Source organism: Paenibacillus sp. Pae15, from assembly GCF_024519685.1.
Taxonomy (GTDB): Bacteria; Bacillota; Bacilli; order Paenibacillales; family NBRC-103111; genus Paenibacillus_G; species Paenibacillus_G naphthalenovorans.
Map to the genome: position 1 here is coordinate 1 of NZ_JALJRM010000008.1, position 20,462 is coordinate 20,462.

The window sequence follows — 20,462 nt, forward strand, 5'->3', positions numbered from 1 at the left end:
GTTGCCTACGTGTTACTCACCCGTCCGCCGCTCCAGGAGGTCTCCCCTAAGGGAGAACCCCCAGCGCTCGACTTGCATGTATTAGGCACGCCGCCAGCGTTCGTCCTGAGCCAGGATCAAACTCTCCAATAAAGTTTAGAGAGAATTGATTGCTCAATTCGTTACTGACTTGTTTTGAAATCTCTTGACGAGACTTCGCGCTCACTCGTTGTTCAGTTTTCAAAGGACAATACTTTATGGTTTCACCGATCCGCTTGTCTCATGCGGCCGGAAAATCAATCTACCATAACTCCGTACCGTTTGGCAACTGTTTTAATTTGCCTTATTCAAAACAGTTCGAATCAAACAGCGAAATCTAATTTACCACATTTACTATCTGCTTGGCAAGCACTTCTTTTTTCCATTCTAGGGGACGAACCCGATAGCTCAGAATCTTTTAAAGCGCTACAACTGACAGCGAAATGTAATTTACCACAAAACAACTCTACATTGCAACTGTTTTTTTATAAACCATATCCGACGCCGGGATGAACCATCTTTCCTGACCTCCACCGTAAAAAAATGGGGGAAGGAAAATTTACCCAATGACAGATGCCGTCCGGCTTTTTTCTTTTCCCGCCTAAACAAGGTACAATAGAAACCGAGGTGATTTACTTTCATGGAGCCATTGTTGAAGGTGGAAAAGCTGACCGGCGGCTACAGCCGGCAAAAGCCCGTACTGCATGACTTGACGTTCTCGGTGCGTCCGGGAGAAATGGTCGGCTTGATCGGGCTTAACGGAGCCGGAAAAAGCACCACGATTAAACATATTCTGGGCCTGATGCAGCCGCACTCCGGTGAAATCCGATTGAACGGAGTCCGCCTGGATACCGCCCCCGTGGTTTATCGGCGAACGTACGCCTACGTACCGGAAAGCCCACTGTTATATGAAGAACTGTCGGTAAAAGAACATCTGGAAATGGCTGCGATGGCTTACGGATTAGAAAACGGCGCTTTCGAGCAGCGGGCCTCCGAGCTTCTCGAAGAATTCCAAATGAAGCCTTATCAGAACCGGCTTTCAGCTCATTTATCCAAAGGAATGAAGCAGAAGGTTATGATCATGAGCGCCTTCCTTGTCCAGCCGGAGCTTTATATCATTGACGAGCCTTTTCTCGGCCTGGACCCGCTGGGCATCCGTTCGCTTCTGGAATTGATGGTCAAGGTAAAAGAAAGCGGGGCGGCCATTCTGATCAGCTCCCATATCCTATCTACCATCGAACGGTACGGGGACCGCTTTCTCCTGCTCCATCAAGGGCGTATGACCGCCGCCGGGGACATGAACGCCCTGCGCAAACAAGCGGGTATGCCGGATGCCTCCCTTGACGATATCTTCTGCAGCCTGGTAACCCGGGATGTGAAAGTGGAATGAGCAAACAGGAGCATCACAAGCTATCCATAGATACGGACCGCCTGTGGAACAAACGAACGTCCGATTTTTTGCTTGAAATCCGGCCCTTTATCGGGTATGCGCTGCAAAGCGCGGCCCTCTTGATTGTCCTGTTGATCCTGGCCGGAGCTTATTTTTACACCCGGTTTTTGTCGGAGGCTCCTCCCGATTTCCCTTTCCGAGAGCTTGCGGCCCTTGTGTTGCTGCCTTTTCTGGCACTGTCTCCAATCCGGACGTACCTGAAGGAAGCGGATCTCATCTATATGGTTCCCATGGAGACGGAGATGTCCGCGTATATGCAGAAGGCCACCGCCCGTGCGTTCCGGATACAGACACTGGCCCTTCTGGCCGTCTGGACGGCGGTATGGCCGATGTATGCCCTCTCGGCCGGCGGAGACGGAAAAAGCTTTGTGGTCATTCTTCTCGTACTTGCAGCGCTAAAAAAAGTCATGCTCTTCAGCCGATGGCAGGAGCTTAAACGGACAGAGCGCTTACAAACGCTATCCTGGTCGGCGCTTCGCTGGCTCGTTGCCGGAGGTCTGGCCTACCTGATTCTGCGATTGCCGCTTTGGACCGGGACTTTGATCGTTACGGCGTCGCTGCTCCTGATATTCGGCACGCTGCGTTGGCTTGATAAACCAAGCCTCCATTGGCCGCGGTTGATCGATACAGAGAAAAAGCACCGCGCGTTCATTTTTCGTCTGCTGAACCAATTCATTGATGTATCGGAGGTGCAAAGCCGTCCGCGGCCCAAACCTGCACCGATGAAGCTTCTTCGCTTGCTTGGGGGATTCCGGTTTGCTTCGCAGGACACGTATCGTTATATGTATACTTTAGTTTGGCTTCGTTCCGAGTTGTTCGGCATTACGATACGGCTGTCGCTGCTGGGAGCGGTGCTGATTTCTTTTGCCCGGGACGAATGGATGACCGGTTTTCTGTTCGTCCTGTTTGCAGGCCTCTTAGCCCTCCAGTTGAAGGAACTGCCAAAAATGCATCGCCATTCCGATTGGTCCTTCATCTACCCTCTGCCGGCGGACTTACGCGCCCGTTCGGCCCGCAGCATCCGATTTCGGATTCATACCGCTTGTATGGCGGTACTTGCTGTTCCCGCTCTCTGCACGATGCCCGAACCGTTATATGCGCCAGGGCTGTTTTTGATCGGATGGGGTGTCCCTTATCTGTACGGTATAATGAGGCGTGAGAGCTAAATAAGCCGGGCCTGGGATTCTTTTGTCCGGTTCCGGCATATCGTATAATGTGTGAAAGAATACCGATCAAAGCCCTACAGCAGAAAGGAATCTCGCGGCATGAGAACAACTCCTCTAATACCGAGAGTTCCGGGGGCACGCCGCAGCCGAAAAAAGATATGGCTGTGGACCGCGGGACTGCTTCTCTTCGTATTCCTGGCCTGCGCAGGCATAGCCGCCTATGTCGGATGGCAGCTGACCCATCCCGGACCGGCCGCGCTGGATGACTCGCCGGATCGACTGGGTCTGGCCTATGAGAATGTTCAATTCAAAAGCCGGGGAGATGATATCACTTTAAAAGGCTGGTTTCTGCCAGGCAAAACCATAGATCGTGAAGATTCCGGCAAGACCGGAATCATCATGACCCACGGGTACAGAACGAATCGGCTGCAAAAAAGTGCTGAAGCGTTGGACTTGGCCAAGCGCCTTACGGATCGCGGGTACAGCGTATTCATGTTCGATTTCCGGAACTCGGGAGAGTCGGAGGGCAGCAAAACCACCATCGGATTTGATGAAAAATATGATGTGCTTGGTGCAATTGATTGGATGAAAGCCAATCATCCGGGGAAAATAGCTTTGCTGGGATACTCGATGGGAGCGAGCACGTCCCTTATAGCGGCGGCCGAGGAGCCCGTCGTGTCGGGGGTCATAGCCGATAGTCCTTTTAACCATCTTAGACTTTATCTGGAGGATCATCTTTCGGTATGGTCCAACCTGCCGCAATTTCCCTTCACTCCGCTCATTTTGGGCATTTTGCCGGGGCTTGTCGGCGTAGACCCCGATCATGTGGACGGATTCGCGGCCGTAGACCGCATTTACCCCAGGCCGATCCTTTTCATTCACAGCACCAGGGATGCTTCCATTCCGATTTCAAACAGCGAATCGCTCTGGGAAAAGCACAAGGACCGGTTTGACATGTGGGCAACATCTGCGGAGGGGCACGCCAGAAATTATCCCCCGCTGAAAGAAGAATACGTTGAACGGGTCACGGACTTTTTAGAGAAACTGTAACGGTCCGTTTCATCCGCCAAAAGCAGCTGTCCGCAGGCAGCTGCTTTAGTATATGCCGATGTTCCCCGGGAAGCTTTGACGATCCGCATTCCGCAGGAAACAAGAAACGGACGGAAGATCTACAATCAATAGTCAAGGAAACGCTCCCTTGCCTTCGAATCAGGAAGCAGGCATGCATCGCTCCGGCCAAAGAAGCGGTACCGATGCCGTGCAATCCATTCGTACACCGCATCGCGTATGGGCCTGGGCACAGCCATAAAAGCGTACAAAAGCGGCCAACCTCCGCCAAGACCGCGGAGCACCCTAAGACCCGCGGTTGACCGCGTGTACACCTTGCCCCGATCCAATAAAACAAACGTGCTCAACGCATCGGGATCCATCCCGTGATGAAGGAGCAGCTTCCTGCCGATATCCGACTGTATGGCGACAAACCGGAATCGGGCATTCCGGTCGCGGGGAAGAATAAACTGGACGATCCGCTGGCAAAATCCGCATACCCCGTCATAAAAAATCAGCGGATGCCCGTCCGTCATTGCCGTAAGCTCCTCTATCGTTTGCTCCTTCATCCGATCTCCCATGCGGTCACTGTTCACTCCTTCCATGCTGCCGTTACAGCTTGGCTGTAAAATCAAGAATCGCTTGAGCAAGCTCTTGAGGCGTTTCCATCATGCCCGCATGGCCGGCGCCGTCCAAGGTTACGCTGGTGATATGTTCCCCGCTCACAGAAAAAGTTCTCTCCGGCGCAATGATCTGATCGCCCGCTCCGGCCACCAGCAGTACGGGCACCCTCGCCCCAAACAATACGGCGTTCCGGTCCGTCCTGATCCTCATGCCTTCCAGCGTACGGACCGCCCCTTCCGGACTTGTGCCAAGGCCAATTTGTCTGGCTTTTTCGACCGCTTCCGGCATTGTCTTAAGATGAGCCGGCGCGAACAATTTGGGGATCAAGCCTTCCAGGAAAACGGGAAGCCCCTGCTCTTTAATCGTCTCCATCGCCTTTAACCGGCCTTCCTTTCCTTTCTCGTCATCGGGAAATGCCGTAGAATGTATGAGCCCGAAGCCGAGCAGCTTGTCCGGATGCTTTTCTGCCAGTGCCAACGTCACATAGCCGCCCAGTGAATGTCCCAGAACGACAGCTTGTTTGCAATCCCTTTTCTCCAGCAGTCCGGCAATGTCTTCAGCCATAGTCTCCATCGTATATGCGCCTTCCGGGGATGCGGAAGCCCCATGTCCGCGCAGATCGGGCACGATCAACCGGCAGCTTCCTTCCAGCAGCGGTATGACCTCCTCCCAATATGCGGAGCTTCCGCAAAAGCCATGGAGCAGCACCACCGGCGTCCCTTCTCCACGCTCGATATAGGCTAGCTTGACTCCGTTTACATTCTCATTCCGCTTATCCATCCCGGGTCACTCCTTTAAAATATCTTATGTGATCTGCAGCATTGATAAGTTTAGTATGTAATTCAGCTTTAAAACCTATTATACCCGTTATCCCCGTCCGTTTCCTCTATGAATTCCCGCATCTGACGGCGAGAAAAAGCCGGACGATCACGAACGAAATTCGTCAGTAATCGGCCGGCTTGTAAACAACCCTCAATCTTTTTATTTATCCGCTTCTTCCACAACCGTGTCCGTGCTGAACCAGCTTGGTTCGGCCACCGGCTTATATTTGGAGGAGACATATGTTTCTGCTTTAGGCTCCGTAATCACCGTCGCGTTCATGCTGTCCGGCTTCGGATCGGTCAGTGAATAAGTAATGACCGCTCGTCCGTCCTGTTCGAACCGGATACCGTCAATCGTAATGCCATAGCCTGCAGTCGGCTTCTGGCCTCTGGACAGGATGACTTTGTTGACATCGTCGCTCACCTTCTCCACCGTTACAGTGACTTGCTCCTGCTCCACTGGACGCTCTGCATGCGACTCGACGAAGCGGATCGCCTTGTACACCCATACTGCCGCTTCCCCGCGAGTCAGCTCACGCTTCGGATAAAATTTGCGGTCCTCTCCCAGCTTGACGATTTGATGCAGCACGATCCGCTGCAGGCTTTCATGGAACTTCGGATCAATTTCATTCCCGTCCTCAATAATAATCAGCATTTTGATCACAGGGAAGGTCCCTTTGGTATCTATAGCGTGAATGACCAGGTCCGCAAACTGTTCACGAGTAATGGTGCCGTTCGGATCTACATCCTTTGGAATCGGCAGACCGTTCAAATGCGCTTTCACAAACGACTGGGCGTACCAGGCATTGTTCGGAATATTCGTAAAATAATCCGATGCCTGCGGAACTTTAGGGAACCGCAGGGTGTTGATATGGAGATCCAGCCCTTTAACCAGCATGTGAACGGCTTGAGCATAGCTGACTTTACCCGTCGGAACAAAATGCTTGCCGTCTACACCGCTGACGACTCCCCGATCCTTCAGTGCCAATATCGGAGCTTTCTGATCCTGATTCAAATCATCGAACGCAAATGCAGAGCCAGCCGTCAAGCTGCCCAAAAGCGCCGTGGCCGACAAAAGAGTAACTATTTTTTTGACCGACATCAGATAATCCCACCTTTGCTTTTATTTCACTCCGGAGTACTTTCTAAACGTATCCGCTCGCCAAAAGGTTGCAGCGCATGATTCCGTCCCCTCATTTTCCTACATTTGCCCCCCGACTTCTTGCCTGATTAGACCCATTATTCCCCAATTACACTTTTTACCCCGGCCGGTCATGTGATAATCTAACTTTATAAGCCCAATTTAACGGAAAGGATTAAGATCCCTTCATGAAAAAGAGGTATCTGCTTTTTATCGCCGTCTATCTGCTGTCGTTTGCTTTCTCGGTATACGGAAGCTGGTCCCGCGGACCGGAACTGCTGATGACGGATGTAAGCCGGACTCTATCCCGCAAGGTGACGAAAATCGTTCCGGCAGATGATCTCAAGAGCTTGCAGGATACGGTTCGGGAAGCCGCGGAAAAAGGACTGCCCGTCTCCATTGCCGGTGCCGGCCACAGCCAAGGCGGCCATACGTTCTATGAGGATGCGGTCGTACTGGACATGAAGCCATTCAACCGGATTTTGCACCTGGACGAAAAGCGGCGCATCCTTCGCGTACAAAGCGGTGCCACCTGGGCCGACATTCAGAACTATTTGAATCCGCTTAACCTGTCGGTCCGCGTCATGCAATCCTCCAATATCTTTACGGTGGGCGGATCGCTCAGCTCGAACGTGCACGGGCGAGACCTGCACCACGGACCGGTGATTGAGACGGTCGAAAGCTTCCGGCTGCTGACGGCCGACGGCACACTGCTCAACGTCAGCAGAGAAGAGAATAAAGAACTGTTTGGTCTTGCCATCGGGGGCTTCGGATTGTTTGGCGTCATTGTCGATGTGGACCTCCGGGTGACGGATAATCCCGTCTACCGGATCGATACGTTTATGACCGATTACCGCTCGTTCCCCGGCTGGTTCCGGAATGAAATCTTGTCCAGGCCGGAAACGGAGCTGGCCATCGCGCGATTGTCCGTAGCTTCGGACAGCCTGCTGGACGAAATGTATGTAACCACATATACCAGGACCGACATGAAAGCGACACCGGCGCTAGCCGAGTTGCAGGAGGAGCGTTTCGTAGAGCGCAACAAATTTTTGTTCGGTTTGTCGCGCAAATGGGATTGGGGCAAGGACTTCATCTGGAGCGTTCAAAAAAAGATGTTTGCCGATGCGCCCAAGGGAGAACTGATTACGCGCAACAACGCGATGCGGCCCGATATCGAGTTTCTGGAGCACCGGTCCCCCACGGACACGGACATCCTGCAGGAATATTTCGTACCCGCCGACCGCTTTACCGCTTTTGTTGACGAGCTAAGAACGATCGTGCGGCAGGAGAAGGTCAATCTGCTGAATGCTACGGTTCGGTATATCCGGAGTAATGATGAAGCTCATCTCTCTTATGCAAGGCATGACGGCTACGCCATTGTGATCTTAATCAATCAGAAGCTGTCGGATCAAGGGACGGCACACATCGAGAAAGTCACGCAGCAGCTTGTGGATGCGGTGATCCGAAACAACGGCACGTATTATTTAACCTACCAGCTGTATCCGACTCCGGAGCAATTGAGGCAGGTCTACCCCAAAGCGGACAGCTTCTTCGACGCCAAGCGGCGTTATGATCCGAACGGACTTTTCCAAAATTTATTTTACGAGAGGTATGCCGATCATGGAAAATAACCCCTTGTCCAGAAATCGCGGACACGCCATCCGCAGTCTGATGCTGTCGCAAAGCGCGGCGCTGTTCGGAAGCGGATTGGTCTTTCCGTTTTACCTTATTTTCATCAAGGAGATCGGAGCTGGTTTTACCGAATACGGGCTGGCTTACGGCTTATTTACCATCAGCTCCTCCCTGCTCCAACCCAGGCTCGGCGCCTGGTCCGACCGATACGGCAGGAAATCGCTGCTGCTCTGGAGCGCTTGGGGAATGGCAGTGCTGTTCCTGTTTTTCCCCGTGGTGACAGGGATTTGGCAGGTTTACGTACTGCAGGTGCTGATGGGGCTGTTCGGAGCTATGCAAAAAACCGGCGAAAAGGCACTGTTGGCCGATGTGACGGAAGGCCCGGTCAGGGGACGGCAAATCGGCTCCTACCACGGCTGGATAGGCCTGTTTTCCGGTCTTGCGGTTATCGCGGGAGGCGTTCTGATCGACTTCTTCACGCTGGATTTGATCTTCTATATCGGCTCGCTGTGGATGTTTGTGAGCGGTTTTCTGCTGCTGAGAATGGAAGAGAAAAGATAGAAATGGAATACTCAGCGCCAAAAGCTCCGGAAGATCGATTCTTCCGGAGCTTTGGATAGGGGCCGGCGGTTACCGCGGAGCGGCTTTATGACAAGCTTTATCGATGAAGGCTAGCTGCGCCAAGGAGCGATTTTTCGTTCAACCACCTTCAGCAGCTGCGTCAGCAGTACGGAAAAGACCATCAAAACCCCGACATAACCCAAATATTCCGCGGTACGGAACAGCTCGGATGCATGCCGGATGGCATACCCTATCCCTTTATTGGCCGCCAGCATTTCGGCCACAACGACCGCAATCAGCGCACGTCCGATAGCCAACCGTATTCCGGTAAGGATATAAGAGAGTGTGGAAGGGAATATCACTTCTTTGAACATCTGAAACTCATTGGCTCCATAGGAACGGGCCGCTTTGATCAGAGACGGATCGGTTGTTTTCACCCCCGACATCGTATTGATCAAAATAGGAAAAACCGCCATCGTAAAAACCATCATAATTTTGGACAAAATATCCAAACCAAACCACAATACGAATAGCGGCGTCAAGGCTACTACGGGTGTAGTATACAGCGCAGTAATAATCGGATCAAAAGAATACTCCAGTTTTTTCCAATACCCGAGAACCAAACCCAAGGGTATCCCGATCATAGCCATGGCCAGACCGATCCCCGCTTCCAAACCGCTTATGGCCAAATGCCTGAACACACTTCCGTTCATAATAAATCCCCAGGTTTGCACCAGGATTTTACTGGGCCAGCTGAACATAAAGGGATCGATCATCCCTATCTGTCCACAGATTTCCCATACCAATAAAATGATGGCTATCGTAACTAGAGGATAGGACCAGGCAGGGGTTAATTTTGATTTTTTTGCGGGAACCGGACTGGCCGCAGCCGGCTTCAGCGATTCCAATTTTGCCATCTATACTTCCCCCCTTTGATATTGTCTGGTAACTTCCCCTTTGAGGTGGTTCCAAATTAGAGCTTTATATTCCTGATATTTGGGAAGCAATTTGGTTTCCAGCGTTCTGGGATAAGGGATGTCAATTTTTAAATCTTCCACAATTCGGCCGGGACGTACGGTCATGAGGAATATCCGGCTGGATAAAAACACCGCTTCATCGATAGAATGGGTAATGAAAATGACCGTCTTTTTCTCTTTAAACATAATTTTCAATACTTCTTCCTGCATAATCTCGCGTGTCTGTTCGTCAATGGCGGAGAAAGGCTCATCCATTAATAATATTTTGGGGTTCACGGCGAAAGCGCGTGCAATTCCCACCCGCTGCTTCATACCGCCCGAGAGCTGATGAGGGTATTTGCCTTCAAAGCCTTCGAGCCCGACCATCCGGATATAGTGCATGACATGATCGCGTATATCCTTTTCCGATCTGCCCTGCAGCCTTAGCCCAAAAGCCACATTTTGAAAAACGGTATGCCAGGGCATTAATGCAAAATCCTGAAAAACCATGGCCTTCTCTCCACCCGGACCTTCAACGCGGTGTCCGTTCACATAAATGGAACCGGTCACCGGACGAATCAATCCGTCCATTGTATGCAGCAGGGTGCTTTTACCGCATCCGCTCGGACCGATAATGGAAATAAACTCGCCTTCATAAATTTCTCCCGAGGCATCCTGAAGGGCATGAACCTGATTGGGCTCGCCCTGATTATATATGACATTCAGATTCTCAAAGTTCATTAACGGCGCTGCTGCTGTCATCCGATTGCTCCTTTGCTAAAAATTATCGTTCAAGGGGGGCGGTCCCCCTTTTATTCGGCATAGTATTTGTCATCCACGACCTCTTCCACAGGCAGATCATTCCGGATTCCGCCGATGGCTTTGACGGCATCGATAGCCCATTTCATCCCTTCAACATTCAGCTTTCCCTTCTTCGGGATGGCGTCCAAAGCAAAATCAAAAGATTTCGTCGTCACTTCCGGATCGGTTCCAAGCGACGCCACTCCGATGCTGATCGCCTCCTCCCGGTTGGCAGGATCTTTAATGAATTGTATACCTTCCGCCGTAGCGGCCATGAAAGCCCGAACCACTTCCGGTTGATCATGAATTACTTTACCGTTAGCGGCAATCACGTCCTGATTATAATTCAACAGCTCTTCACTCATCACGGCTAACCGTTTCATTCCGGCCTTCTCGCCGTTTACATCGTTAGGCGGTTGAAGCAGCGTCCCCTGCACCTGACCGTTTCTTAAAGCGGTTAATCGGGCCGGTGTTGCCCCGGCGGAAACAATCCGGACATCTTTATCAGGCTCAAGACCATGCTTTTTCAGCCACCAGCGCGTAATGATGTCCACACCGTTGCCCGGCTGCAAAACCGCCACGGCCTTCCCCTTCAAATCTTCAGGCTTGTTGATATCCGGAGAGACAAACATGGAGAATAAGGTTTTATTGCTTAATGCGCCAACGACCTTTACATTGGCCCCTTCGGATACTGCAGTGATGATCGATTCAGGCAGGCTTGCAATAAACTGGAAATCCCCCGATTGCAGACCCCGTAAGGCAACCACCCCGCCGTCCACCGATTTGATATTGACTTTTAAATGATGTTTTTCAAAATAGCCTTTTTGGGCGGCTACATGCCACGGCAGAAAATCGATCGTATTGGATACGGTAGCGATATTTACTTCTACGACTTGGTCCGGCTTGCTTTTTGAGTTGGGCTCACCTACCTTCAAGTTGTCGATCGGCGCCGCAGTTGATCCACAGGCAGCCAGCACGCACGCAAGCGCTATCCATGAGATAAGTAAACCGATGAAACCTTTTCTTCTCAAACGGACCCCCTCCTGTTATGTTATAACCTGGTCATGAAATGAATTATTCCATGTAATATTGTTCATCCACCACATCTTCCACCTTTATATTCTCGGTCAATGTTCCCGCTTCTCTGGCCGTGTCGATGGCCCATTTAATCCCTTCCAGATTCAGCCTTCCTTTATCCCCATAAGAAGGAAGCGCAAATTCAAGCGACTTGGCCACATCCTGCTCCCTGGAATCCAATGCCTTGACCCCGATCTGAATCACTTCGGAACGATTGGACGGATCCTTTATAAAGTCAATGGCTTCTGCAGTGGCCGCCATAAACGCCCGGGCGATTTCCGGGGTTTCGGTCAGCATTTTTCCGTTGGCGGCAATAGCATCATGGTTATAGCTCTTCAGTTCATCGCGAATCAAGCCGATTTTCTTAAATCCGGCAGCTTCCGCCTGCAAATCGGTAGGCGGACTCAGGAGGGTCACTTGAGCCTGACCGGCTTTCATCGCCTGCACCCGTGCGGGATTACCGCCGGCCGATACAATCCGTATGTCTTTATCCGGCTCCAGTCCATGCTGCTTCAACCACCAGCGCAAAATAACATCGGTTCCGTTCCCCGGCTGCACTACCGCTCCCGCTTTCCCTTTTAATTCCTGAATGTCCTGAATATCCGGGGTAACGAAGATCGAATACATCGATTGCGAGGTTAATGCGCCAATCAATTTTACATTCGCGCCTTGCGAAACGCCGGTGATCGCGGCTTCCGGCAAGCCTCCCAGAAAAGCAAAATCTCCTGATTGCAGACCCCTTATACCAACCACGCCGCCTTCCACTCTTTGAAGCTCGACTTCAAGATGATATTTGTTGAACAGACCCTTTTGAACCGCTGCGTACCACGGCAAAAAATTGATATTTTGCGTCGGAATGCCTACTTTGATCTTGGTCAGCTGTTCCGGCATTTTCTTGACCGAGACTTGTGGCCCTGCCGCTTTTCCTTCACCGGGCGAACCCTCCGGCTGTCCTTCGCTCAGTGAGCCCGACGTTTGCCCCCTGCTGCCGCAGCCTGCCACAAGGAGCAGCACGCCAAGCGATATGCACATGAAGGTAAAGAGTTTCAGTCTTTGGACGTTTCTCATAAAAAACCTCCATTCCCACATGATTGAAAGCGCAAACATTTTTGCCGAAACTAGTTATCCAGCAAACTGCAATAATATCTCCACCGGCTTGCCATGGGCCCCAAAGCGTCTTTGATCTGGAGTTCCGCTTCTTCTTGGCTCATGCCGCGAGGAATTCCAGCCGCCGAGGCTTGCCAGGTTAATTTGGCCTGGTGCTCCAACCATATGGCAAACACCACAGCTTGCTCGATGCTGTCACCGACCGTGCAAATTCCGTGATTCCGCAGATGAACGGCCCAATGGTCTCCCAGGGCCCGAGCCACGCCTCTGCCCTGCTCATGTGTCACGATTTTCAGCGAGGATTCAAAAACAGGAATCTCTCTTGCGGCTACGGCGGCCATGACCCCCTGCATCGGCAGGATGCGCAATCCTAAATCACCGAGTATGGTGGATATAGGCTGATGGGTATGGACAACAGACATCACCTCCGGACGCGCTTTGAAAATTTCCGTGTGCAGTACGACTTCATCGGGGGGATTCAAGTCCTGACCCTCGACCCTTCTTCCCTCCAAGTCCACCATCACGACTTTATCTGCCGTCATATCCAGCAAGTTTCCCATGTCCAGTCCCCTTGCTTTAATGAACACAAGGTCTGTTCCGGGTATGCGGGCGCTGACGTGTCCGAGATAATCGGACAGCTCCAATTTCGCTAAAATTTTACATCCCAGAGCGATCTTTTCTTTTAATTCCTGCACCACGGTTTGATCGAGCCTTTCCAATCCTTTCATCCCATACACTCCTTCATTCCGTTAATGGAAGCGGTTACCCGAACGGGGACACGACGGCTTTTTTAACTGTTGAATCGGATTTTCCGGAGATCAAGGTTCGGCCATATCGCCACGTACTGCAAGCGCTTCATATCGGCCGGCATGCCCCCGTTCAAACCTGGGGCATGCTTGAATGCTGTATTTCCAAGTATGTCACTAATGATATTTCATAAATTCCTCACATTCAAATTGATAATTTCGATACCAACGTATTAAGGAAATCTATAAGTTCCATATACCCACTTTTCTATCTTCTATCGAAAAAAAGACGGGGCTTCCCTTTTCACCCGATGTAACCGGACCGTTAAAATCAGCATCAGTCCGCCGATAACAGCACAGATGAGCGCCATGGAATGGAGTTCCTTCGAAGCGATTTCCGTACCGAAAACATTGCCGAGCAAGCTGGATGAAAAAATGGTTCCGATATATCGGGAGGTCATTAAAAGACCCGAAGCAATCCCCGTTTCTTCCATGGATACGAATGAATATAAAGCGGTCTGCAAGCCCAGATTATTGAGTCCCGTGCTCATGCCAAGAAAAGAGAGCGCGACAAAGAACCAGGTCAGTCCGGAGCCGTCTTGAACGGTCATCAACAAAAGCATTCCCAGGATGACGGTCAGTGTTCCGACGAACAGAGGATACCGGGATCCTTTGGCATCCAGCCATCTTGCGGCCAGGGGGGTAATCACCACGGCGAAGCCCGAAAGGAACAGCATCGACAGCCCCGTTTCTTGGGTATCAAAATGCCGGGCCGTCTGCAAATACATGGGAATTCCAAAAGTGATGGAATAAAACACGATGTTCACCAGAATATTTTGAATGTAAATCAGGGTCACATGAGGATTGCTTTTTAGGAAATGAACATCAATAAAGGGCTGCGGTTGACGAAGCTCAAACCGGTAAAAGAGATATCCCAATGCCATGCCTGCACCGAGCAGCCACCATTGCCCCCCGCTGCTGACGGAGAGCAGAAAAAGGAGCCAAACCAATACCAGCAAAGAAAACTGCACAATCCCCCATGAATCGATTTTCATGTTCACCGGCTGCTGCGTATCCGCGGGCATGACTTTGACAGCCAAGATCAACGAAACGAGAATGACGGGAAAATTAATTAAAAAAATGGCCGGCCAATCCCCATAATGAATCAAAAATCCGCCTATGGAAGGCCCAAAAGCGGCTGAAGTGGAAGAGAACACCGATAAAATCCCAAGCGCACGCGCCTGATTCTCCGTAACTACGCTGCGGATAATGCTCATTCCTGAAGGAAACACCGCGGAAGTCCCGATAGCCTGAACGAAACGGAAGGCCAGAAGCCAATGAAAGCCCGGGGATAACGGAGCCAGCATGGAAGACGCCGTAACCAGCAGTAAACCCAGGATAAACATCCGTTTTCTGCCGAACATATCGCTCAGCTTCCCCAGCACCGGCTGTCCAATGGCGCTTGCCAGGTAATACGTCGAAATCAGCCAGGAGATATCCGCGAAGGATAGCCCAAAATCGTCCTGCAAACGGGAAAAAGCTACGGATATCATCGTCGTATTCAATGGATTTAAGATAAAGCCCAGGGCTACGGCTATAATTAATAGCCTGCGTTTTTTCTCGCTCTGTTCCATTTCGAGTCCTCCAGTCGATGTGTTCGCAGATTAATTATGAACTTTTGTGTGCCACAGCGCAAACATTAATGGTAAAATAATGAAATCAACGCTATGGATTTCAAAGGAGGAATTGGACATGGGTTTTGTTTCGGAGTGGGTGCAATATGGCGAACGAAGGGAATATACCGGATATGCCGCTAAACCGGTTCAGCCTGCTTCCGGCCTGCCTGCGGTCTTGGTGCTGCAGGAGATTTTCGGTGTGGACGAGCATATTCAGGATGTGGCCGACAGGTTGGCCAGAGCCGGCTATGCAGCGTTCGCACCGGATCTTTTCTCCCGCAACGGTCAACGTCCGGCGCATCTGACGCCAGAACGGATTGAAGCCGCCAAAAGCTTCATGGAGCAGCTGCCTTCCCCCGGTTGGCGGGACATCCATGTGAGGAATCAGGCACTTTCCGTTTACCCTCAGGAACAGCAGAACCATATCATGGAGACGATTGAAGGAATGTTCGCCGCCACTGCGCCCGCGCAGCACCTGGAGCAGATGCTCGCGACAGGCCGTTTTGTACAAGAGCAATATGCCGCAACCAAGGGAGCCAAATTCGCAGCATTAGGTTTTTGTATGGGCGGTGCTTTATCCGGTTACTTTGCCGTTCACGAACCCCGTTTATCCTGTGCCGTGGTCTTCTACGGCAATCCGCCGGCAATAGAGACCGCTGCATCGGTACAATGTCCGGTCATCGGTTTCTACGGGCAGCTGGATACGGCGATTACGGAGAAGATTCCTGCTTTTGCCGAGGCAATGAAGAAGCACGGCAAATCCTTCGAATATCATGTTTACGACGAGACTCCGCATGCCTTTTTTAATGACACGCGCAAATCGTACCGAATCAAAGCGTCCAGAGACGCCTATTCGCGAAGTCTGGATTTTCTCAACAGACATTTGGGATCTTAAACAAACTCCCCCCGGGACTCATTCCGTATAAAAGAACAGACCGGTTTCCAAGCCCGGATGCCGCCCTTATGATAAAGATATACGCTTTACGATGACGAGTCACAAAGCGCAAAAAGGCGGGATTCCGTTATGAAAATCATTGAACATCCGTTTCGGCCGGGTATCGTCAGTTTTTATAACGAACAGACCGGCAAACGCAGCTATTGGTTTAGTGCCCACAACGTATTCACTGAAGTCATGGATAATGAAGAAGCCATTGAACTCATGCTGGGCTGGGGGGAATCAGAGGTGGAGCAGGCTGTTCTTCAGACCCTTCTGCTGGAGGAGCATTGGGTACATGATCCGACGACTTACGAATCCGCCGTGATTTCCCCCGCGAAAAATTAAGCCCTCAAGGCGCACTTTATGCGCCTTGAGGGTCAGAAAGACGTTTTTATCCCTGCATCCCTAGCCGTTCCGTGATGATCCGGCTGCACGTTTTCAGCTCGCGTATATACCGCTGGACCTGACTGTCGTAAAAATGCGCCGTCGATCCGGCTGCGCTGATCGCTGCAATGACTTCCCCGTTATCGTTAATGACCGGAACGGATACCGAGCTGACACCGGCTTTCAGCTCGTCATGGCTTACGGCGTAGCCTTTTTTATGAACATCGGCCATACAGCTTCTTAGCCGGTCGGGATCGGTAATCGTTTTATTCGTATGGGCGGTTAACCGGTTCCGCAGTAATCTGGATATTTCGCTTTCGCTCTGATGAGCGAGCAGGACCTTGCCGACAGAGGTGCAGTGGAACGGAACTCTGCGGCCGATTTGCGTAATGGTGCCCAAATGATCGTCCGGAGTCAGTTTACAAATATAAACGACTTCTCCGTTATCATAGACCCCCATATGCACGACCTTTCGGAGAGATTTCGTCAAACGCTCAAGCAAAGGCAGGGAAACCTTGCGCAATTCCATTTCATGATATACTGCGAAGCCTAACTCCAATGCAGCCAATCCCAAATGGTATTTCTGCGATTTTTTATTTTTCTCGACCAGATGGTCTTCAGTTAACGTACGAAGCAGTCGGAACACCGTGCTTTTCGCCAATCCCAGGTGTGCACTCAATTCGCTGATTCCCATTTCCGGATTTTCATAGGTAAAGACCCGTAAAATGCGGAGCGCATTATGTACGGAAGATAGCGTTTCCTGCTGCTTGGCCATGACATGTTTCCTCCCCGCCAGTTTGATTTCACATACAGGAACAACCGTATTTACCTCATTGGTCCTGCGCATTACATTAAAAGACAGTACCCTGATGCATGATCTTCACAACAGAGGTGATCCCTAACCCATGGAGTTAAAAAACATTGAGGCCTTCCTGATGGTTGTCGAAAAGGGCAGTTTCTCCACCGCTGCAGAAGCATTATACGTTACCCAGCCTACAATCAGCGTCCGCATCCAAATGCTGGAGCAGGAATTGCAGAATCCCATGTTTAACCGAATCAGCGGACGAAAGGTCATCCTCACCCCTGCAGGCGAAAAGGTGCTGCCGTATTTCCGCGAAGCTTACGACAATATTACAAAATGCATGCTGGCCTTAAAAGAACCGCCGTACGAACAAAAAACCATTACCATCGCATGTCCCAATCACATGGGAGTGGAAATTATGCCCGAACTTTTGAAAGCGCTTTATAATGTGTTTCCGCAAATCGATTTTACTGTAAATATAAGCACGACGAAAGAAATACTCGAGGATATCCGCTCAGGCGCCGTAGATATCGGTTTGGGCTATATACAGTCCGCTTCCGATACCAAAGGCCTGGATGCCATCCATATTGTAAACGAACAGAATATTTTGGTCTGCGCGCCGGAGCATCCTTTGACTCAAACCGGAACCATTACCACCGCGGAACTGAAAAAAGAACGTATTATTACGTACAGCAAGCCGTTTTTGACCACCCAGCTGGTAGACCAATTTTTGAAAAAAAACGGGCTGAAGGATATTCAGACGGTGGAAATCAACAACCTGGGCTGGATCAAAATGATGGTCCGAAAAGGGCTCGGGGTTGCTTTCCTGCAGAAAATGATCGTCAGCGAAGAATTAAGAAACGGAACGATTGTCGAACTGCCGATGAATCTTCCGCTTCCGAGCGCCCCTATTTATCTGGTGCTCGGAACCCGGCTGCAGCAAGAAATCCGGGAAACGGTAGTCTGTGCCGCAAAGAAGCTGTTTCAGCAATTATAGCATGAGCTCATTACGGCATCCGGCTGGGGTGATCCCGCAGCCGGTTTTTTTGCGCGATGGGGGAGTCCTGCTGTCGAATGCTATTTCTCATAATCATAAGGGATAAAGCTGTCGGACAAATCATACGGCTGCTGAATAAACCCTTGCTCAATGCATGCTTGATAGAAGGTTTCCAAAATCGTTTTGTTCTCGGACCACCCGTTCTCGTTCCAATCCCTCCCCCCTAGGCCCGATTCCGTTTGGTGCAGATGCCAATCGGCAAACGGCAGGTACAGGCTGGCCATGTGGGCCGCTTCCCGGTAACCCATCGCCTTGGATTTCTCGTAAACCTCCATGACTTCATCGATAATTTCCGGAGAGCTTTGCACGATTTCATCTTTGATCGCCATCACATGCGTAATCGGAGTGATTCCGGAATGGTGAACAAATTGAATCTGTTCTTCAGGAGACGGGGGGAATAACCAGCGCAGGCCGTCGAATCGATCCGGTTTGCGTGCATAAAAGAAGCAATCGATCTGCCCGCTGCGCAGCAGCTCTTCCGGCGTCCCCTCCACATAGTCCCAATGGATCTGATGATCCTCGGGATAAGGCATGTTATCCATTCGGTCCTTACGAAGCGGGCACCAAATGATATCCTTCGCGTCTACTCCGTAATGATGGGTCAGCAGCCATCTGTGCCAAATGGAGGCGGTAACCCAATATTGAAATACGGCTACTTTCTTCCCTCTTAAATCTTTATAGCTGTTTAAGCCGGATTCCCTGGAGCAAAAGGCATAGACTTGAGGAATTTTCCGGGCAAATACCGGCAGCGCCTTCAAGCTCGAATCGGTTTCCTGTACTTTGAGGAAGGTCGCCAAAGACATTTCTCCGATGTCAAAATCCCCTTTTAAAGTCCGCAAGGTGCATTCGTCAATGGTTTTGACATTCTCCGCGGTATAATCGAACCCCTTCGTTTCAATGGCATGGTGAAGCAAAGGCATCGTATGCAGGTAAAACGTACTTCCGATTTTTAAATTTCGTTTGGACAAGGGTCATTCATCTCCTTCATTCTCGAATTACACTTCTACGTGGCCCACTTTCCCGATCCGAGGGTCGGAAGCACCTTCCCACATATCCGTGGTGCGCAGCGTGTTGTCCAGCATTCTGGGCTCCCGCGGGTTCTCCTCCGGAAATTCCTCCATGCCCAGCGTATATTCCAGGGTCAAGCCGTCAGGATCCAGAAAGTACATAAAAATACTGCCTGAAGCCAAGTGACGGCCGGGCCCGAAAATCACCGGCACGTTATAATTCAGAAGTCGGTTTCTCGCGGTTCCCACATCGTTGATATCCGCCACCTTGAAGGCAATATGAAACATGCGGAGGTCATCGCCTTGAGCTATGCCGAAGGAATGATGATACGGGTTAGGAAAACAGCGCATAAAGGCAAAATACATCTCGCCATCCGGTTTATGGCGCGTGTCGGATATTTTAAAGTTCAACACATCGGTAAAAAAGCGCACCGTCTCCTGAAAGTCAGGCACCCGCAGCACGATATGGTCCAGCTTCAACACTTTAATGGGATCGGGTTGATAAGGCTTGGCTCTTTGCAGCATCCGATTGTACAATTCGAAAGTGACTCCGTTGGGATCCTTGAACCGGAACGCCTTATCGATTTTGAGCAGGGATCTTTCCGCTTGATCTACCTCCGCCGGATGACATCCGGATTTCTCCAGAAGTTCAAAGGCTTTTTCGAGCTGCTGTGTGCTTTCCATTTCAAAAGCGATTCTCTTGAGTCCCGGTTTGTCGGATTGATTCAGAATCAGATTGTGGTAATCGGAGCTGGACGACAGGAAGGCGATATCCTCCCTGATTTCCCCCACCTGATCCAAACAAACCATGTCCCGGTAAAAATTCGCGCTGCGCTCAACGTCCGTTACATTGACTGCAATATAGCCAAGCTTTGTATAGCGAAGCATAGATCATCCTCCCATTTCGTTCAGGATTTCGTTAACGATTTACAGTAAAATGCTTACCGATCCCAGTTGCCCTAATTCCTCGGCATCCAATATCGCCTTGCGCTCAGCAATTTTCAACTGCCCGTCCCGGACCGCCAATTTATATTCGTACACGCCGACATACTGCCTGATCTGTTCGTTCCTCCTGTACCGCATGACCATAAAATTGGCGGAGGCGGAAATCATCTCGCTATCGCGGGCCGTAATCCGCACATTGGTAATCAGCCTTCTTGTACGGGAATGCGGATTTTCCGCATGGGCGTGGCGGCTCTTCAATCTTTTGATTCGCGAACGGATGCGGTCAATGTTATCCGCGACATGAAACAGCGTATTTTCCGGGTTCCCTCTGGGCACATCATTGGGAGGAACAAGATACCAGGCATCCTCCGTCAACAGCTCCCCCCATTCGTCCAGCCGCCATTCGTCCAATAAATAAGCTTCGTGATACAAAAAATCTTCAATATCAGATCGCTCAAAATCCTGCGTTGTCGTCCTTGCGCTCATGAACATTCCTCCTGGCCGCAT

The 20,462-nt window shown here is 50.8% G+C and carries 21 protein-coding genes and 1 rRNA gene; 8 read left to right on the forward strand and 14 right to left on the reverse strand.

Annotated features, from left to right (window positions below; genetic code table 11):
• A 16S ribosomal RNA gene (locus NR121_RS08645) occupies nucleotides 1-132 on the reverse strand; the annotation flags it as partial.
• A 526-nt stretch (nucleotides 133-658) separates the two neighbouring features.
• Between NR121_RS08645 and NR121_RS08650 the strand changes: the two genes are divergently transcribed.
• From NR121_RS08650 to NR121_RS08660, 3 genes are all read left to right on the forward strand, one after another.
• Nucleotides 659-1,408 (forward strand): ABC transporter ATP-binding protein, encoded by a 750-nt coding sequence (locus tag NR121_RS08650; protein WP_054819207.1) that lies wholly within the window; start codon nucleotides 659-661, stop codon nucleotides 1,406-1,408.
• A complete protein-coding gene (locus NR121_RS08655; protein ID WP_062409483.1) occupies nucleotides 1,405-2,634 on the forward strand; it encodes an ABC transporter permease in 1,230 nt (409 codons plus the stop codon). The genes NR121_RS08650 and NR121_RS08655 overlap by 4 nt, the downstream gene beginning before the upstream one ends.
• Before the next feature lie 99 nt (nucleotides 2,635-2,733).
• The gene (locus tag NR121_RS08660; protein WP_256831073.1) at nucleotides 2,734-3,684 is read left to right on the forward strand and encodes an alpha/beta hydrolase; all 951 of its coding nucleotides are present in this window, start codon (nucleotides 2,734-2,736) and stop codon (nucleotides 3,682-3,684) included.
• Nucleotides 3,685-3,809: 125 nt separating this feature from the next.
• Here the strand turns inward: NR121_RS08660 and NR121_RS08665 are convergent, their stop codons facing one another.
• The 3 genes from NR121_RS08665 to NR121_RS08675 all read right to left on the reverse strand — a co-directional run bounded on the left by NR121_RS08665 (nucleotide 3,810) and on the right by NR121_RS08675 (nucleotide 6,228).
• On the reverse strand, nucleotides 3,810-4,262 hold the full coding sequence (locus NR121_RS08665) for a thiol-disulfide oxidoreductase DCC family protein (RefSeq protein WP_235594141.1): 453 nt from the start codon (nucleotides 4,260-4,262) through the stop codon (nucleotides 3,810-3,812).
• A gap of 31 nt (nucleotides 4,263-4,293) precedes the next feature.
• Nucleotides 4,294-5,085 carry an alpha/beta fold hydrolase gene (locus tag NR121_RS08670; RefSeq protein WP_054819209.1) on the reverse strand — a complete coding sequence of 264 codons (792 nt, stop codon included), beginning with the start codon at nucleotides 5,083-5,085 and terminating at the stop codon, nucleotides 4,294-4,296.
• 201 nt (nucleotides 5,086-5,286) lie between these two features.
• Nucleotides 5,287-6,228, reverse strand: a complete 942-nt coding sequence (locus NR121_RS08675; protein WP_062409486.1) for an S-layer homology domain-containing protein — start codon at nucleotides 6,226-6,228, stop codon at nucleotides 5,287-5,289.
• 227 nt (nucleotides 6,229-6,455) lie between these two features.
• Here NR121_RS08675 and NR121_RS08680 point away from each other — a divergent pair, with 227 nt between their 5' ends.
• Both NR121_RS08680 and NR121_RS08685 read left to right on the forward strand, forming a co-directional pair.
• Nucleotides 6,456-7,898 carry an FAD-binding oxidoreductase gene (locus NR121_RS08680; RefSeq protein WP_054819211.1) on the forward strand — a complete coding sequence of 481 codons (1,443 nt, stop codon included), beginning with the start codon at nucleotides 6,456-6,458 and terminating at the stop codon, nucleotides 7,896-7,898.
• The gene (locus tag NR121_RS08685; protein ID WP_062409488.1) at nucleotides 7,888-8,460 is read left to right on the forward strand and encodes an MFS transporter; all 573 of its coding nucleotides are present in this window, start codon (nucleotides 7,888-7,890) and stop codon (nucleotides 8,458-8,460) included. The genes NR121_RS08680 and NR121_RS08685 overlap by 11 nt, the downstream gene beginning before the upstream one ends.
• A 110-nt stretch (nucleotides 8,461-8,570) precedes the next feature.
• On the opposite strand, the gene NR121_RS08690 is transcribed toward NR121_RS08685, so the two are convergent.
• From NR121_RS08690 to NR121_RS08715, 6 genes are all read right to left on the reverse strand, one after another.
• Entirely contained in the window at nucleotides 8,571-9,377 is an 807-nt protein-coding gene (locus NR121_RS08690; protein WP_256831074.1) for an ABC transporter permease, read from the reverse strand.
• Nucleotides 9,378-10,178 carry an ABC transporter ATP-binding protein gene (locus NR121_RS08695; RefSeq protein WP_256831075.1) on the reverse strand — a complete coding sequence of 267 codons (801 nt, stop codon included), beginning with the start codon at nucleotides 10,176-10,178 and terminating at the stop codon, nucleotides 9,378-9,380.
• Nucleotides 10,179-10,228: 50 nt separating this feature from the next.
• Nucleotides 10,229-11,248 (reverse strand): ABC transporter substrate-binding protein, encoded by a 1,020-nt coding sequence (locus tag NR121_RS08700; RefSeq protein ID WP_054819214.1) that lies wholly within the window; start codon nucleotides 11,246-11,248, stop codon nucleotides 10,229-10,231.
• A gap of 43 nt (nucleotides 11,249-11,291) precedes the next feature.
• Nucleotides 11,292-12,362 (reverse strand): ABC transporter substrate-binding protein, encoded by a 1,071-nt coding sequence (locus NR121_RS08705; protein ID WP_054819215.1) that lies wholly within the window; start codon nucleotides 12,360-12,362, stop codon nucleotides 11,292-11,294.
• 50 nt (nucleotides 12,363-12,412) lie between these two features.
• The gene (locus NR121_RS08710) at nucleotides 12,413-13,129 is read right to left on the reverse strand and encodes a class II aldolase/adducin family protein (RefSeq protein ID WP_062409493.1); all 717 of its coding nucleotides are present in this window, start codon (nucleotides 13,127-13,129) and stop codon (nucleotides 12,413-12,415) included.
• 293 nt (nucleotides 13,130-13,422) lie between these two features.
• Nucleotides 13,423-14,781: an MFS transporter gene (locus tag NR121_RS08715; protein ID WP_256831076.1), complete on the reverse strand. Its 1,359-nt coding sequence runs from the start codon at nucleotides 14,779-14,781 to the stop codon at nucleotides 13,423-13,425.
• 118 nt (nucleotides 14,782-14,899) lie between these two features.
• Between NR121_RS08715 and NR121_RS08720 the strand changes: the two genes are divergently transcribed.
• A complete protein-coding gene (locus NR121_RS08720) occupies nucleotides 14,900-15,718 on the forward strand; it encodes a dienelactone hydrolase family protein (protein ID WP_171005978.1) in 819 nt (272 codons plus the stop codon).
• Between the two features lie 129 nt (nucleotides 15,719-15,847).
• The gene (locus NR121_RS08725) at nucleotides 15,848-16,105 is read left to right on the forward strand and encodes a hypothetical protein (RefSeq protein ID WP_054819222.1); all 258 of its coding nucleotides are present in this window, start codon (nucleotides 15,848-15,850) and stop codon (nucleotides 16,103-16,105) included.
• A 46-nt stretch (nucleotides 16,106-16,151) separates the two neighbouring features.
• On the opposite strand, the gene NR121_RS08730 is transcribed toward NR121_RS08725, so the two are convergent.
• Complete coding sequence (locus NR121_RS08730) at nucleotides 16,152-16,919, reverse strand: IclR family transcriptional regulator (RefSeq protein WP_256831077.1); 768 nt, start codon at nucleotides 16,917-16,919, stop codon at nucleotides 16,152-16,154.
• 130 nt (nucleotides 16,920-17,049) lie between these two features.
• Between NR121_RS08730 and NR121_RS08735 the strand changes: the two genes are divergently transcribed.
• Nucleotides 17,050-17,943: a LysR family transcriptional regulator gene (locus NR121_RS08735; RefSeq protein ID WP_256831078.1), complete on the forward strand. Its 894-nt coding sequence runs from the start codon at nucleotides 17,050-17,052 to the stop codon at nucleotides 17,941-17,943.
• Nucleotides 17,944-18,023: 80 nt separating this feature from the next.
• Here NR121_RS08735 and NR121_RS08740 read toward each other — a convergent pair whose 3' ends face one another.
• Genes NR121_RS08740 through NR121_RS08750 form a run of 3 tightly spaced genes read right to left on the reverse strand, consistent with a single transcriptional unit; the run spans nucleotide 18,024 to nucleotide 20,441 of the window.
• Nucleotides 18,024-18,971 carry a substrate-binding domain-containing protein gene (locus NR121_RS08740; RefSeq protein ID WP_256831079.1) on the reverse strand — a complete coding sequence of 316 codons (948 nt, stop codon included), beginning with the start codon at nucleotides 18,969-18,971 and terminating at the stop codon, nucleotides 18,024-18,026.
• A gap of 27 nt (nucleotides 18,972-18,998) precedes the next feature.
• Nucleotides 18,999-19,898 carry a VOC family protein gene (locus NR121_RS08745; protein ID WP_062409499.1) on the reverse strand — a complete coding sequence of 300 codons (900 nt, stop codon included), beginning with the start codon at nucleotides 19,896-19,898 and terminating at the stop codon, nucleotides 18,999-19,001.
• A 39-nt stretch (nucleotides 19,899-19,937) separates the two neighbouring features.
• Nucleotides 19,938-20,441, reverse strand: coding sequence for an aromatic-ring-hydroxylating dioxygenase subunit beta (locus NR121_RS08750; protein WP_062409500.1), 504 nt, complete (start codon nucleotides 20,439-20,441; stop codon nucleotides 19,938-19,940).
• Nucleotides 20,442-20,462: the final 21 nt, after the last annotated feature.

Bases quoted from the DNA above. Each gene is read 5' to 3' on its own strand.
- NR121_RS08650 (WP_054819207.1), top strand. From the start codon at position 659: ATGGAGCCATTGTTGAAGGTGGAAAAGCTGACCGGCGGCTACAGCCGG.
- NR121_RS08655 (WP_062409483.1), top strand. From the start codon at position 1,405: ATGAGCAAACAGGAGCATCACAAGCTATCCATAGATACGGACCGCCTG.
- NR121_RS08660 (WP_256831073.1), top strand. From the start codon at position 2,734: ATGAGAACAACTCCTCTAATACCGAGAGTTCCGGGGGCACGCCGCAGC.
- NR121_RS08665 (WP_235594141.1), bottom strand. From the start codon at position 4,262: ATGGGAGATCGGATGAAGGAGCAAACGATAGAGGAGCTTACGGCAATG.
- NR121_RS08670 (WP_054819209.1), bottom strand. From the start codon at position 5,085: ATGGATAAGCGGAATGAGAATGTAAACGGAGTCAAGCTAGCCTATATC.
- NR121_RS08675 (WP_062409486.1), bottom strand. From the start codon at position 6,228: ATGTCGGTCAAAAAAATAGTTACTCTTTTGTCGGCCACGGCGCTTTTG.
- NR121_RS08680 (WP_054819211.1), top strand. From the start codon at position 6,456: ATGAAAAAGAGGTATCTGCTTTTTATCGCCGTCTATCTGCTGTCGTTT.
- NR121_RS08685 (WP_062409488.1), top strand. From the start codon at position 7,888: ATGGAAAATAACCCCTTGTCCAGAAATCGCGGACACGCCATCCGCAGT.
- NR121_RS08690 (WP_256831074.1), bottom strand. From the start codon at position 9,377: ATGGCAAAATTGGAATCGCTGAAGCCGGCTGCGGCCAGTCCGGTTCCC.
- NR121_RS08695 (WP_256831075.1), bottom strand. From the start codon at position 10,178: ATGACAGCAGCAGCGCCGTTAATGAACTTTGAGAATCTGAATGTCATA.
- NR121_RS08705 (WP_054819215.1), bottom strand. From the start codon at position 12,362: ATGAGAAACGTCCAAAGACTGAAACTCTTTACCTTCATGTGCATATCG.
- NR121_RS08710 (WP_062409493.1), bottom strand. From the start codon at position 13,129: ATGAAAGGATTGGAAAGGCTCGATCAAACCGTGGTGCAGGAATTAAAA.
- NR121_RS08715 (WP_256831076.1), bottom strand. From the start codon at position 14,781: ATGGAACAGAGCGAGAAAAAACGCAGGCTATTAATTATAGCCGTAGCC.
- NR121_RS08720 (WP_171005978.1), top strand. From the start codon at position 14,900: ATGGGTTTTGTTTCGGAGTGGGTGCAATATGGCGAACGAAGGGAATAT.
- NR121_RS08725 (WP_054819222.1), top strand. From the start codon at position 15,848: ATGAAAATCATTGAACATCCGTTTCGGCCGGGTATCGTCAGTTTTTAT.
- NR121_RS08730 (WP_256831077.1), bottom strand. From the start codon at position 16,919: ATGGCCAAGCAGCAGGAAACGCTATCTTCCGTACATAATGCGCTCCGC.
- NR121_RS08735 (WP_256831078.1), top strand. From the start codon at position 17,050: ATGGAGTTAAAAAACATTGAGGCCTTCCTGATGGTTGTCGAAAAGGGC.
- NR121_RS08745 (WP_062409499.1), bottom strand. From the start codon at position 19,898: ATGCTTCGCTATACAAAGCTTGGCTATATTGCAGTCAATGTAACGGAC.
- NR121_RS08750 (WP_062409500.1), bottom strand. From the start codon at position 20,441: ATGAGCGCAAGGACGACAACGCAGGATTTTGAGCGATCTGATATTGAA.